The sequence below is a fragment of the Clostridium sp. MCC344 genome, from assembly GCF_018785365.1.
Taxonomy (GTDB): domain Bacteria; phylum Bacillota; class Clostridia; order Lachnospirales; family Lachnospiraceae; genus Pilosibacter.
Window position 1 is genome coordinate 158692 of the sequence record NZ_WQPQ01000024.1, and the last position, 13601, is coordinate 172292.

Annotated in this window: 11 protein-coding genes and 1 tRNA gene; all 12 read left to right on the top strand. The window is 51.4% G+C overall.

Annotation, left to right across the window (positions count from 1 at the left end; genetic code table 11):
- Positions 1-28 precede the first annotated feature (28 nt).
- The 12 genes from GPK90_RS08795 (at position 29) to GPK90_RS08850 (ending at position 13373) form a co-directional block, all read left to right on the top strand.
- Positions 29-1087 carry a hypothetical protein gene (locus GPK90_RS08795; protein WP_215702774.1) on the top strand — a complete coding sequence of 353 codons (1059 nt, stop codon included), beginning with the start codon at positions 29-31 and terminating at the stop codon, positions 1085-1087.
- 156 nt (positions 1088-1243) lie between these two features.
- The gene (locus tag GPK90_RS08800) at positions 1244-1621 is read left to right on the top strand and encodes a GntR family transcriptional regulator (protein WP_118298427.1); all 378 of its coding nucleotides are present in this window, start codon (positions 1244-1246) and stop codon (positions 1619-1621) included.
- Positions 1622-1634: 13 nt separating this feature from the next.
- Positions 1635-2210: a UvrB/UvrC motif-containing protein gene (locus GPK90_RS08805; RefSeq protein ID WP_118529727.1), complete on the top strand. Its 576-nt coding sequence runs from the start codon at positions 1635-1637 to the stop codon at positions 2208-2210.
- A complete protein-coding gene (locus GPK90_RS08810; protein ID WP_215702775.1) occupies positions 2203-3249 on the top strand; it encodes an ATP--guanido phosphotransferase in 1047 nt (348 codons plus the stop codon). The genes GPK90_RS08805 and GPK90_RS08810 overlap by 8 nt, the downstream gene beginning before the upstream one ends.
- A gap of 165 nt (positions 3250-3414) precedes the next feature.
- The gene (locus GPK90_RS08815) at positions 3415-5904 is read left to right on the top strand and encodes an ATP-dependent Clp protease ATP-binding subunit (RefSeq protein ID WP_215702776.1); all 2490 of its coding nucleotides are present in this window, start codon (positions 3415-3417) and stop codon (positions 5902-5904) included.
- Positions 5905-6013: 109 nt separating this feature from the next.
- Positions 6014-6427: an endosialidase gene (locus GPK90_RS08820; RefSeq protein ID WP_118298430.1), complete on the top strand. Its 414-nt coding sequence runs from the start codon at positions 6014-6016 to the stop codon at positions 6425-6427.
- Between the two features lie 102 nt (positions 6428-6529).
- Positions 6530-7903 (top strand): DNA repair protein RadA, encoded by a 1374-nt coding sequence (gene radA, locus GPK90_RS08825; protein WP_118298431.1) that lies wholly within the window; start codon positions 6530-6532, stop codon positions 7901-7903.
- Between the two features lie 189 nt (positions 7904-8092).
- A tRNA-Trp gene (locus GPK90_RS08830) sits at positions 8093-8163 on the top strand.
- Between the two features lie 67 nt (positions 8164-8230).
- Positions 8231-10108 (top strand): DUF6320 domain-containing protein, encoded by a 1878-nt coding sequence (locus tag GPK90_RS08835; protein ID WP_215702777.1) that lies wholly within the window; start codon positions 8231-8233, stop codon positions 10106-10108.
- A 38-nt stretch (positions 10109-10146) separates the two neighbouring features.
- On the top strand, positions 10147-11172 hold the full coding sequence (locus tag GPK90_RS08840) for an alpha/beta hydrolase (protein WP_215702778.1): 1026 nt from the start codon (positions 10147-10149) through the stop codon (positions 11170-11172).
- A 189-nt stretch (positions 11173-11361) separates the two neighbouring features.
- On the top strand, positions 11362-12747 hold the full coding sequence (locus GPK90_RS08845; protein ID WP_215702779.1) for an NCS2 family permease: 1386 nt from the start codon (positions 11362-11364) through the stop codon (positions 12745-12747).
- 383 nt (positions 12748-13130) lie between these two features.
- Positions 13131-13373, top strand: a complete 243-nt coding sequence (locus tag GPK90_RS08850) for an HPr family phosphocarrier protein (protein WP_405578954.1) — start codon at positions 13131-13133, stop codon at positions 13371-13373.
- The last annotated feature ends 228 nt before the right edge of the window (positions 13374-13601 follow it).

Consider the following 13601-nt stretch of genomic DNA (forward strand, 5'->3'; position numbering starts at 1 on the left):
GCGGAAAACGCGGAAAGGAGGACTGTCTGTGAAGAAGAATAAAAAATATGCGTTGACGGCCGCAGCCCTCGCACTGACTGCCATACATGCCATGACGTCATTCGCTGCGGACGGGACGTGGACACTCACGGATGCCGGGTATACGTTCAAATATTCGGACGGAAGAGCGGCGCGCGGCACCTGGGAGGATCTTGACGGTGAGTGGTATCATTTTGATCAAAACGGGATCATGGAGACGGGATGGAGAACGATCGGAAACATCCGTTACCATTTTAATACGGATGGTTCCCTCTCGGAGGGCTGGCAGTACGACGGTCCGGGCGGCGGAAACTGGTACTATTATGATCCTTCTGGAAATGCGATGATCCAGTGGTTTCAGGATAAGGGAAAGTGGTACTGGTTCGATGCGGACGGAACGATGAATCAGGAGGCTGTTCGCACGATCCGGGGAAGGACTTATGCGTTTCGTCCGGACGGGAGCATGCGCGTAAATGAATATGCCGGATTTTCCTATATTGACTATGACGGACAGCCGGATCCGGCCGGGGATATCCGGGCAGTGAACGCGGATGGGACGAAAAAAGATGTGGGCCCGGAGGAAGAAAACATGATTGCCGGATTTATCAATGCGTTCCCGGATGGGTGGAGAAAGAAATTCCGCGATGACGGCTGGAGGTTTGTGTATGACCCGTCCGGCGGGGAATACAGGGGTTTTAAAGATAAGAGAGGAAACACGCTGTATTCCTGTTTTTATTCCCTCGACGAGAAGAAAAAGGAACTGCGTTTTTCAAAGCCGGATGCGGTGAAGGCCGGATTCGGGGCATATATCTATGAAAATTCCGGGGATGAGATGAAAAAAGACCAGTTCCCGAAAGCTGCGCGATACCGCTTTGACGAGATCTCGGAGGCGACGGGACTTCCGGAAGGTGCGAGAAGAGAATATGACGTGATCTTCGGAGCACTGTTTCGTGTATACCAGGATCCGGATGCCTGGGAAAAACTGAAAGGTAAGGCCGCGGATATCGCCTGGACGATCGAGCGGATCGCGGTGAACCGGTCAGCGGAGGGAAGGCTGGACCTGGAATAAAAAGCTGAAAAGAACATATGTACGTCGAAATCATGATTCCGCTTGACGGATTCCATGCAATCTGTTACTATACACATATAACAAATGGAATACAATGATACCGGGGCTGTTTGCGCGGTCCCGGTATCAAAAATCTAAAACAAAGACGGTGATAGAATGGTATTGAAGATTGATTTTGACAGTGAGGAAGCGCTCTACACCCAGCTCTGCAACCAGATCATCTGCGGCATTGCGATGGATGTGCTTCACGACGGGGACAGCCTTCCGTCGGTCAGACAGCTTGCGGATGAGATCGGAATTAACATGCATACAGTCAATAAGGCATATGCTGTATTGAAACAGGAAGGCTTCCTGCGTCTGGACCGCAGACGCGGGGCCGTAATCGCCCTGGATATGGATAAACTGCGGACGATGGAGGAGATGAAAAATGATCTTGCGCTGATCGTGGCGCGCGGGATCTGCAAAAACGTCGGCAGAGACGAGATCCACAACCTTGTGGACCAGATCTATGATGAGTTTGGCGGACAGGCATAAAGGAGGAACATTCATGCTTTGTGAACATTGTAAAAAACGGGAAGCAACCGTAAAATACGTGGAAGTCATCAACGGCGTGAAGACCGAGCACAACCTCTGTACCCAGTGTGCCGCCCATGCGGACCTCGGACAGTTCTCCGCACTCTTTGAGGGAGAGTTCCCGTTGGGAAAACTTCTCTCAGGACTCCTTGGAACCCAGGAGACGGAGGAAGAGGATGAAAAATATTCCGGCGTCGTATGCCCGACCTGCGGAACAACGTATGAGGAATTTGTAAAGGACAGCCGGTTTGGATGCCCGGACTGCTACAGTGTTTTTGATCCGCTGATCAGCGACCACATCCGCCATCTTCAGGGCAGCGAAAAACATGTCGGAAAACATCCGGCAGGATTTCAGCCGGATCCGGCGGTGATCGGAGAAGCTGCCGGACCGGGAGAGGATCCGGTGAATATCCCGGAACTTTCAAAAGAGGAAAAGATCCGCCTGATGGAAGCGAGATTAAAAGACGCGGTGCGCCGGGAAGAGTACGAGGAGGCCGCGAAGCTCAGAGATGAGATCCGGGCGTTAAAAGAGGAGAAACAGAATGGATAAATGGTATGAGATGCCTGGAAAGACAGGTACAAATGTGATCTACAGCCGGATCCGTCTGGTTCGAAACCTGAAAGAGTACCCGTTCCCCGGGCGTCTCACAAAGGAACAGAGTGTGGAGCTTTCAGAGAAACTTCTCGGCGGACTCACCGGTATCGCCTCCATGGACCGGATGCAGTACCGGTTTACACACCTGGAGAGGATGGGAGATCTGGAAAAGACTGCACTTTTAGAGCGGCGGGCTTTAAATCGCAGCGTGATGAAGAAAAAAGATCCGACGGGGATGATCCTGTCGGAGGATGAGTCCACGGCGATCCTCTTAAACGGGGATGACCATGTGCGGATCCAGACGCTGCAGACGGGGCTGACCCTGGACCGGCTTTACGAAAAGGCGGACCGGATCGATGATTACATCGGAGAACGGTTTGACTATGCGTTTGATGAAAAATACGGATATCTGACCTCGTTCCCGACAAATGTGGGGACGGGACTCCGGGCAGCAGTGGTCCTTCATCTGCCGATGCTGTCGAAAAACAAAAATTTCAGCAGCCTGGTAGCGGATATGGGCCGTTTTGGGACCCAGGTCCGCGGTGTTTACGGCGAAGGCGCGGAAAACTTCGGTTCCCTGTACCAGATCTCGAACCAGAAGACTCTGGGTCAGACAGAACAGGAGATCATTGATATCGTGCGAAAGGCGGCGCTGGAGCTGGATGCCCAGGAACGCCGGATGCGCCGGGAATACCGCCAGAGAAAGCCGGTGCAGGCAGCGGATGAATGCTATAAATCGTACGGAGTCTTAAAATATGCGAGACGCCTGACGAGAAAGGACGGAATGGAATTTCTGTCCCAGATCATGACTGGGATCACAGACGGGATCCTGACGGTGAAGGAGCCGTGTTCCGTTTACGGACTGATGATCGGGATCCAGCCTGCAAATCTTCTGAGTCTGGCAGACCGTCCGCTCGATAAAGATGAGCTGGATGCTGCGAGAGCGGATTTTTTGAGAAAACGGCTGCCGGAAATTATAGAGCCGGAGGCATGATCTCCGGAAGAAAAGATAGAAAATCGCAACTGTTCAGCAGGTTTGTGCCTGCGCCTGTAAGGGCACTGAACGGCTGCAGAAAATCAGAAATGACCGAAAAAACCAGGACACCGGTCGGTGCGGGGTCTGCGGATATTTCTGATCGATCAGGAGGAAAGAAAACAGATGGCACAATATACGGAAAAAGCCCAGGAGGCGCTCGTTCTTGCCGGTGAAGCGGCGGAGGATATGGGGTCCCATGTGATCGGGACGGAGCACATCCTGGTGGGGCTCATTGAGGAGGGAAGCGGAACCGCTGCCATGGTCCTCGAGGCCAATGAGGTGAAGCTCGACAGACTGCTCGCTCTTGTGGAGCAGCTTGTCTCTTCCTATCAGAACACAGCCACCAAAGAACGCGATGGCTACACGCCGAGCGCGAGACATGTGCTGGAAAACAGCTATAAAGAGGCGGTGAGGTTCCATGCGCCGTTAATCGGGACGGAACACATCCTGATGGCGTTACTGAAAGAATCGGACTGTGTGGCGGTCCGCCTGTTAAATACACTGAATATCAACATCCAGAAGGTCTATATCGATCTTTTATCCGCGATGGGAGAGGATGGAAACGCAGGAAAAGAGGAACTGGCTCAGGGACGCCAGCCGCGGGGCGGACAGAGTGCGACTCCGACGCTTGACGCGTACAGCCGCGATCTCACGGTTCTCGCAAAAGAGGGAAAACTGGATCCGGTCATCGGCAGGGAGAAGGAGATCCGCCGCGTGATCCAGATCCTGAGCAGAAGAACGAAGAATAACCCGTGTCTGATCGGAGAACCGGGCGTCGGAAAGACAGCCGTGATCGAAGGTCTCGCGCAGCTCATCGCTTCCGGTGATGTTCCGGACACGATCCGCGGAAAACGCGTGGTGATCCTGGATCTCTCCGGAATGGTTGCAGGATCCAAATACCGCGGCGAGTTCGAGGAGCGGATCAAAAATGTGATCAGTGAGGTGACCGAGGCGGAGAATGTCCTGCTCTTTATCGATGAGATCCACACGATCATCGGTGCAGGCGGAGCGGAAGGCGCACTGGATGCGTCGAATATCTTAAAACCGTCCCTTGCCCGCGGTGAGATCCAGCTGATCGGCGCGACGACGATCGAGGAATACCGGAAATATATCGAAAAAGACGCGGCTCTGGAGCGCAGGTTCCAGCCGGTGACTGTGGAGGAGCCGACGGAGGACGAGGCGGTCCAGATCTTAAAGGGACTCCGCCCGAAATATGAGGAGCATCATCGTGTGACGATCACAGATGCGGCGTTAAAGGCAGCAGTCCGCCTTTCTGCCCGCTACATCAATGACCGGTTCCTGCCGGACAAGGCGATCGATGTAGTCGATGAGGCGGCCTCCAAGACGAGACTCACGGTCTATGTGGAGCCGAAGGGCATCAAGACACTCGAGGAGGACATCAGAAAGCTCGAGAAAGAGAAAGAGGACGCGATCCGCAGCGAGGCATACGAGCTCGCCGGTGAGATCAAGAAGAAACAGGCTTCGAAGCGGGAGAAGATCCGCAAGATGAAGGAAAAGTGGGAGAGTGAGAAGGAGAGCAGGCAGCTGACTGTGGACGAGAACGACATTGCGGATGTGATCTCCGGATGGACAAAGATCCCGGTGAGCAAGCTCGCAGAGGGAGAGACAGAACGTCTCTTAAAACTGGAATCCATTCTCCATGAGCGCGTGGTCGGACAGGACGAGGCGGTTGTTGCCGTCGCGAAGGCGATCCGTCGCGGAAGAGTCGGATTGAAAGACCCGAAGCGCCCGATCGGCTCCTTCTTATTCCTCGGACCGACCGGAGTCGGAAAGACGGAGCTCTGCAAAGCACTTGCGGAGGCAATGTTCGGAACGGAAAATGCCCTGATCCGTGTTGATATGTCGGAGTATATGGAGAAACACAGTGTTTCCAAGATGATCGGATCCCCGCCAGGATATGTCGGATACGAGGGAGGCGGACAGTTAAGCGAAAAAGTCCGCAGAAATCCGTATTCTGTGATCCTTTTTGATGAGGTGGAGAAAGCCCATCCGGATGTGTTCAATATCCTTCTGCAGGTGCTGGATGACGGTCATATCACGGATTCCCAGGGCCATAAGATTGATTTCAAGAATACGGTCATCATCATGACATCCAATGCCGGTGCTGAGAACATCATCGCGCCGAAGCAGCTCGGATTCATGTCCCAGGACGATGAGAAAGTGCGCTATCAGCGCATGAAGACCGGAGTCATGGACGAGGTGAAACGGATGTTCAAGCCGGAATTCTTAAACAGGATCGATGATACGATCGTGTTCCACCCGCTGACGAAGGATCACATGAAGGAGATCGTGACGATCCTCTTAAATATCCTCGAAAAGCGGACAAAGAGCCAGATGTCTATCCGCTTAAATGCCGGTGATGACGTGAAGGAATACCTTGTCGAGAAAGGATACGATGAGAAATATGGCGCGAGACCGTTGAAGCGCACGATCCAGAATCTCATTGAAGATAAGCTCGCGGAGCTCGTCCTGGAAGGAAAAGTCCGGGAGGGAGATTCCGTGAAGATCACCTGTAAGGACGGAGAACTGAAATTTTCTGCAAGACATCCACAAACTGCTGGAAAAACTTCCGCCAGTGTGGTAAAATCATAGGCACGACGATGCAGTGATGACCTGGTCCGGTAATCAGATCCCTGCAGCATTTACAACAGTGAAGGGGAGAAAGCCCTCTGTTGAAATACACAAAAGGAGAGTAAGCATTATGTCAGTAATCAACGAACTGATCCGTACAGAGGCAAACGGGACATTAAGTTTCGGAAACTACAGCCTCGCAGCAAAATCTAAAGTAGAAGACTTCGAGCACGAAGGTGATCTTTATAAAGTTAAGACGTTTAAGGAAATCACAAAGTTAGAGAGAAACGGAATGTTCGTTTATGAGTCTGTTCCGGGAACTGCTGTAAAGGATTTTGCAGTGACCGATACAACAGTGACATTCAAAGTCGAGGGATTTGAGGATGCCCAGATCACAGTACAGTTAGAGGATGACTGCGAGTATGAGGTTTTCGAGGACGGCGTTGGCGTCGGCGGTATGAAGACAAATATGAGCGGTAAACTGAGCCTTTCTGTTGAACTTAATGAGGGCAGAGAAGTAGAGGTCAAGATCGTTCGCAAGTAAATAGGAAAATCAGAAATCACTGTCCGGACAGGATATGGACGGCAGTATCACAGAGCGCTCCGGGGATACACTTCGGAGCGTTTCCTGTACAGGGAGAATATCGTGGCAAAAGCAAGAAATACAGCTTTTTTCTGTAAAGAGTGCGGCTATGAGTCCGCAAAATGGCTCGGACAATGTCCGGTGTGCAAGGAATGGAATACATTTGTCGAGGAACCGGTTGCCCAGACGAAAAAAGCGCCGGCCGGACAGATCAATGCGGTCGGAGCCGGAAAGACGGCGGTCCCGGTCCACATCTCGGAGATTTCTTTGGAGGAGCAGGACAGGACGCCTACGGGCTTTGGAGAGCTTGACAGAGTTCTTGGAAGCGGGATCGTAAAGGGAAGTCTTGTGCTGGTCGGAGGAGATCCGGGAATCGGGAAATCGACGCTGCTTTTACAGGTCTGCAGAAACCTTGCAGGGGCCGGAAAACGGGTCCTCTATATTTCCGGAGAGGAATCGTTAAAGCAGATCAAGATGCGTGCGAACCGCATCGGGGAGATTTCGGGAGATCTTCTGTTTTTATGCGAGACAAATCTCGACACGATCCACAGCGCGATCGAGCGCGCAAAGCCGGATGTGGTGATCATCGACTCGATCCAGACAATGTTCCGGGAAGATATCTCGTCGGCACCTGGAAGCGTGAGCCAGGTCCGGGAATCGACAAATCTCCTGATGCAGATCGCAAAGGGATACGGGATCACGATCTTTATCGTCGGCCATGTGACAAAAGAGGGCGTTGTCGCGGGACCGCGTGTGCTGGAACATATGGTGGATACGGTTCTCTACTTTGAGGGAGACCGGAATGACGCATACCGGGTCCTCAGGGCAGTAAAAAACCGTTTCGGGTCCACGAACGAGATCGGTGTGTTTGAGATGGAAGAAAAAGGACTTTCCGAGGTGCTAAATCCGTCGGAGATGCTGATCTCCGGGCGTCCGAAGGAAGCGTCTGGGGCGGTGGTAGCCTGTTCATTGGAGGGAACGCGACCGATCCTCCTGGAGGTCCAGGCGCTCGTGACAGCGACGAATTTCGGAATGGCAAGACGGACGGCGAACGGCGTCGATTACAACCGGATCAACATTTTACTCGCGATCCTGGAAAAGCGATGCGGGTATGCGATGAGCCGGTATGACGCCTATGTGAATATCGCGGGCGGAATGAAGATGAACGAACCGGCGCTGGATCTCGCCGTTGTGATGGCGCTTGTGTCGAGCTTTAAGAACCGGGAGGTGGATCCGGGGATGCTGATCTTCGGGGAAGTCGGTCTTTCCGGCGAAGTCCGCGGAGTCTCCCAGGCGGCCCAGCGTGTGTCGGAGGCGATCAAGATGGGCTTTACAAGCTGTCTGCTCCCGAAATCAAATCTGGAGAAGTTAAAGGATGAGAAACGGATCAGACTGATCGGGGTGGAGAATGTGAGAGAGGCGATCCAGCTGATCTGATCGGAAAAGTACGGAGGATGCGGTAATGCTTTGAGCGGAAAAGGATCGGTCTGCAGGTTAGCATAAGGCAGCTGATTTTTTCGCTCGAAGTGCCGGATACAAAAATATAAGAAATTTTCAAATTAGTGTTGACAATTAAAACATTTCATGCTACTATAATGGAGCATTAAGTGATGCGCAACAAAATATAGGGGAATAGTTCAATGGTAGAGCAGCGGTCTCCAAAACCGTAGATGGGGGTTCGAGCCCCTCTTCCCCTGCTTCTGATGTACCGGAAAAATTATTTTTCCGGTTATTTTTTTATCCTGAAAGAGGTGCGGGATCTGAATGAAGAATTTATCGGAGCAATTCACAAAGAAACGCCGGCGCATCCAGGGCGCCGCATGGCGGAGACTGGACAACACGGCAAAACTTTTTGCGGCAGTGTCCGGAGAAGATCTGAGCAGTGTATTCCGGATCTCGGCGAATCTGAAGGAGCCGGTGGATCAGGAACTTCTCCACAGAGCCTTGCTCCTGACACTCCCGGAATTTGAAAATTTCCGGGTGAAGCTTCGGAAGGGATTTTTCTGGTACTATTTCGAGACGAACGACCGGGATCCTGTGATCGAGAAAGAGCAGAGCGCACCGTGCCGGTTTATCGATCCACATCGTGCGGCGAGATTTCCGTTTCGTGTCAGCTACTTCGGAAACCGCATCAATTTTGAGGTTTTCCACGGGCTGACAGACGGACTCGGAGCTCTCCGGTTTGCCTCGCGGCTGACGGAGCATTATCTGGAGTTAAAGAAAAATCTTCCGGTTATCACGGAAGAAAAAGAATTTTCTCCATTAAAAGAGGATGATTATCTCCGCTATTACAGAAAATTACCGAAACGCCACTATGAGAGCGAACCGGCACTTCAGGTAAGTGGGGAATTTCTTCCGTTTGACCAGATGGGGATCTTAAAGGGAACACTGCAGGTCGCGGATCTAAAAGCACAGTGCCGGAAATACGGGGTCAGTATCACAAAATACCTGGCAGCAGCACTTCTATGGTCTGTCATCCGGACAGAGACGGACGGGAAGAACCTGAAAAAACCGGCAGCGCTCAATCTTCCGGTCAATCTGCGGAGCTTTTTTGACTCGGAGACGCTCGCAAATTTTTTTGCGGTAGTCAATATCTCCTGGCCGAAAGGCAGGGCGCCGGAGAACTTCCGGGAGGTCCTCACAAACGTCAGTCGTCAGATGGACGAACAGATCGTGAAGGAGCGACTGGAGGAGACGATCTCCTACAATGTATCCAACGAGAAAAAGTGGTATGTGAGGGCGATCCCTCTGTTTATCAAGCATCTGGCGATGGAACTGATCTTCCTTCGCACAAGCCGCGCCCATACGATGACCTTTTCCAACATCGGCCCTGCAAAGATCCGGGAAGATCTGAGAGAGGATGTTGAGGATTTTGAGCTTCTCGTCGGTGCATCTCCGAAGCAGCGGATGAAATGCGGGGCGGTAGCTTACGATGGAAAGCTCTGCCTGGCGTTTACGAGTGCAATGGCAGAGAATCGTCTGCCGGAAGTGTTTTTCCGTTTCCTGGAAGATCAGGGGATCCCGGTGGAGCAGGAGAGCAACGGGATCACAGACCGGGAACATGATAAAGGACGGTATCCGGTGATCGCACAGGACCGCAGAAAGATCAAAAAGGCTGTCCGGATGTTTTATCTTTCGCTGGTGTTCGTTTCGGTCCTTGCGGGGATCGTAAATCTTGCAACCTACCGGCAGATCCCGTTTAAATGGTCACTCCTGACCGCGGGCGCCGCTGCCTATGTGGCGATGACATTAAAATTTTCCGTGATGCGCCATGCAAGCCTTTCCGGGATCCTTGTCAGGCAGTGTCTGGGGATCCAGGCGATCCTGCTTCTGATCGACACGCTGACGGGACTGCATGGCTGGTCGGTGGACTATGCGATCCCGTGCGTTGTCTTATTTGAAGTGGCGGCGATCCTGCTCATGATGCTCGTGAACCGACTGAACTGGCAGAGCTATTTTATGTACCAGATCGCGATCACGGTTTTAAGCTTTATCCCGCTGATCTTCTGGAAGATCGGCTGGACGAGGCATCCGCTGCTCACAGTGCTTTCTGTGGTGATCTCGGTGGCAGCGCTTCTTGCCACGGTGCTGCTCGGGGACAGGAGTGTGAAACGGGAATTGCGGCGGAGATTTCATGTGTGATAGATGAGGAAAAGGAACAGACAGGAAAGGAATGAAACATGAGCCGAAAAGAAGTCAGCATGATCGGGAATCTGACCAGGGATATGATGAGAGATATCATGGAGACATCTTTAAAAAAGCCGATCCAGACCGGAGAATTCCGAAAGAATCCGGTGGAACCGGCATGGCGGTGCCCGAATGATTATATCTATGAACTGATCCCGACAGGGAAATTCGTGATGGAATATTTAAAGCCGAAGCAGGCGGTCACTGGGCGGGTGATCCTGCAGCTCCACGGCGGCGGATATATCGGTCCGATGAAGAACATTTACCGGCGGTTTGCGGTTAAATATTCGGAACTGGGGTTCGGGGCGGATGTCCTGACTCCTGACTACCGGGTCGCACCGGAGCATCCGTTTCCGGCGGCACTCGAGGATGCAGTCTATGCCTACAAATGGCTTTTAAATGAAAAAATATACGATCCGGAACAGATCGTGGTTGCCGGAGATTCCGCGGGAGGCGGACTTGCCCTCGCGCTCTGTCTCTACGCAAAGGATCATGCGCTTCCGCTCCCGGCTGGGATCATCACGATGTCCCCTTGGACGGATGTGACGCTCAGCGGGGCTTCGTATGAGGAGAATTATACGATCGACCCATTGTTTGGAAATTCGAAAGAAAATATGCTCTACCAGTGCAGCTATATCGGGGATGATGATCCGAAGGACCCGTATCTGTCCCCGCTGTTTGGAAATTTTGAGGGCTTTCCTCCGATGCTCATGCAGGTGGGCTCCTATGAGGTCCTTCTTGATGACACGCGGGAAGCTGCGAAGAAAGCGAGAGCAGAGGGCGTAAAAGTCCGCTGTTCCGTCTACGACGGTATGTTCCACGTCTTCCAGATGGGACTCGACCTGATCCCGGAGAGCCGAGAGGCTTGGGAAGAGGTCGGAGAGTACCTGCGGATCGTTTACCGGATCCACAGGGATCAGGAAGGAAAGGTCGTAAAGAAGGTAAAGACGAGGCGGAAAGATACGGAGGAGCGGGCGAAACTGAATTTGCTGGCTTTTTTGAAGAGAGAATTGAAATAATGATATTTACAGGGAAGGTCGCTTAACCGAAAGGGGAGAGCGGCCTTTTTATGACATGAAATGCGAACTGCCGGAAAATGCTGACTTATAAAATCCGGCTCTTTTCCTTGCGTTTTTTTTCTGCACCTCGTATAATAAAAATTAACGGTTTTATAACAAAAACTGATAAAACAAATTGGAGGGAAACAAATGAGTCTCGAAAAATTTTTCCATCTCAAGGAAAACAACACGACTGTTAAGACCGAGATCATGGCCGGTGTGACGTCATTTATGACGATGGCGTATATCCTGGCGGTAAACCCGAACATCCTCGCAGCGGCGGGAATGGATCACGGCGCGGTCTTCACGGCGACAGCGGTGGCATCCTTCATCGGAACACTCTGTATGGCACTCTTTGCGAACTACCCATTCGCTCTGGCACCTGGAATGGGTCTGAACGCGTACTTTGCCTACACGGTCGTTCTCGGAATGGGGTATTCCTGGGAAGTTGCCCTTGCGGCAGTTCTCACAGAAGGTATCATCTTCATTATCCTTTCCTGCTTTAACATCAGGGAAGCGATCTTCAACGCGATTCCGTTCAACTTAAAGAAAGCGGTCAGCGTCGGAATCGGACTTTTTATCACATTCCTCGGTCTTCAGAACGCGAAGATCGTGATCGGAAGCTCCACGCTCGTCAGCCTGTTCTCCATCAGCGGATATAACAGCACACTTGCGGACGGACTCACAGCATCCATGAGCGATGCCGGGATCACGGTTCTCCTTGCGATCTTCGGAGTTCTGATCACAGGAATTCTGATTGTGAAGAATGTAAAGGGAAATATCCTCTGGGGAATCCTGATCACCTGGATCCTCGGTATCATCTGCCAGTTTGCCGGCGTGTATGTTCCGAATCCGGATCTCGGTTTCTACAACCTGCTCCCGGATTTCTCAAACGGAATTTCGATCCCGAGCCTGGCACCGATCATGTTCAAGTTCAGCTTAAAGGGCGTTCCGGTCCTTGAGTTCATCGTGATCGTGTTCGCGTTCCTCTTTGTTGACCTCTTTGATACACTCGGAACGCTCATCGGTGTATCTGCGAAGGCAGACATGCTGGACGCTGACGGAAAGCTCCCGAGGATCAAGGGCGCGCTCCTTGCGGATGCAGTCGGAACAACCTGCGGCGCATGTCTTGGTACTTCCACAATCACAACGTTCGTGGAGAGTGCTTCCGGCGTAACTGAGGGAGGAAGAACAGGACTTACATCCCTGACAACAGCGGTTCTCTTCCTGTTATCCCTGCTCCTGTCCCCGATCTTTTTGGCGATCCCGTCCTTTGCGACAGCTCCGGCTCTGATCACCGTAGGTTTCTACATGATCGGCTCCGTATCTGAGATCGATTTCAAGGACCCGGCAGACGGAATCCCTGCATTCCTCTGCATCATCGCGATGCCGTTCTTCTACAGCATCTCCGAGGGAATCTCCATGGGAGTTATCTCCTATGTTGTAATGAACCTCTTCGCAGGAAAGAAAGAGAAGATCACTCCGGTTATGTACATCCTGGCCGTGCTCTTTATCTTAAAGTACATTCTGATGTAATAACATCATAGACAACTCACAAAAAGCCGGATATATAGATGGATAAAAAACGCCATTTATGTATTCGGCTTTCGGTTACTATGCATTTGCAGAAACTTGCTGATAAGGAGTTCCTGCAGATTAAGACATCAGACAACTACCTGCCTTTTCTGTGACAAATGACAAAAATTGTCATAAACTTAACAAAAAGATGGTGACATCTGTCGATTGACGCTCAACTCCGAATATGGTATAAATGTATAATCGTAGGCAGTATGGAAACATTTTCGAACCATTTCATATATTGGAATGTTAGAAACCATTGCTGTTCACGATTCGCAAAAAGGGTTTATGGAATCAGGTATTTGACATCTGTGGGTTTAACAAAAAGGAGTTTGAGAAATATGATGAAACAGAAAAAAGTAAAATTTGCGTCTGCAGACGAGGCAAAGGAGTTTGTAAGCATTGCCAGCGGCTGTGATTTTGATGTGAATGTATTTTATAACCGTATGATCATTGATGCGAAGTCTCTTCTCGGAGTACTGAGCCTTGATCTTACAAAGATCCTCACCGTTGAGTTCGACGGTGAGAACACACTGTTCGAGGAGTTCCTCGAGAGAAAGAATCCGATGCACGCGGTAGCGTAACGGATCGAAGAAAAAACGAAGAGGCAGCGGCTGTACAAAACGTATGGCTGGCTGCTTTTTTTACGCGAACAATGAGCCAAAGTCCGCGCGCGAGAGACTTTGGCGATTGGCGCGATAACAAGGGGAAACTCGCGAAGCGTGTTTTCACTTGCTGACTTGAAAAAGTAAATTCCAGTGAAAAAGTAAATTCCACCGCTCTTTTAAAAGTTGCTTATAATCTAGTGATTT

Coding starts and splice junctions, on each gene's coding strand:
- GPK90_RS08815 (WP_215702776.1), top strand. CDS start 3,415: ATGGCACAATATACGGAAAAAGCCCAGGAGGCGCTCGTTCTTGCCGGT.
- GPK90_RS08810 (WP_215702775.1), top strand. CDS start 2,203: ATGGATAAATGGTATGAGATGCCTGGAAAGACAGGTACAAATGTGATC.
- GPK90_RS08835 (WP_215702777.1), top strand. CDS start 8,231: ATGAAGAATTTATCGGAGCAATTCACAAAGAAACGCCGGCGCATCCAG.
- GPK90_RS08800 (WP_118298427.1), top strand. CDS start 1,244: ATGGTATTGAAGATTGATTTTGACAGTGAGGAAGCGCTCTACACCCAG.
- GPK90_RS08820 (WP_118298430.1), top strand. CDS start 6,014: ATGTCAGTAATCAACGAACTGATCCGTACAGAGGCAAACGGGACATTA.
- GPK90_RS08850 (WP_405578954.1), top strand. CDS start 13,131: ATGATGAAACAGAAAAAAGTAAAATTTGCGTCTGCAGACGAGGCAAAG.
- GPK90_RS08840 (WP_215702778.1), top strand. CDS start 10,147: ATGAGCCGAAAAGAAGTCAGCATGATCGGGAATCTGACCAGGGATATG.
- GPK90_RS08845 (WP_215702779.1), top strand. CDS start 11,362: ATGAGTCTCGAAAAATTTTTCCATCTCAAGGAAAACAACACGACTGTT.
- GPK90_RS08805 (WP_118529727.1), top strand. CDS start 1,635: ATGCTTTGTGAACATTGTAAAAAACGGGAAGCAACCGTAAAATACGTG.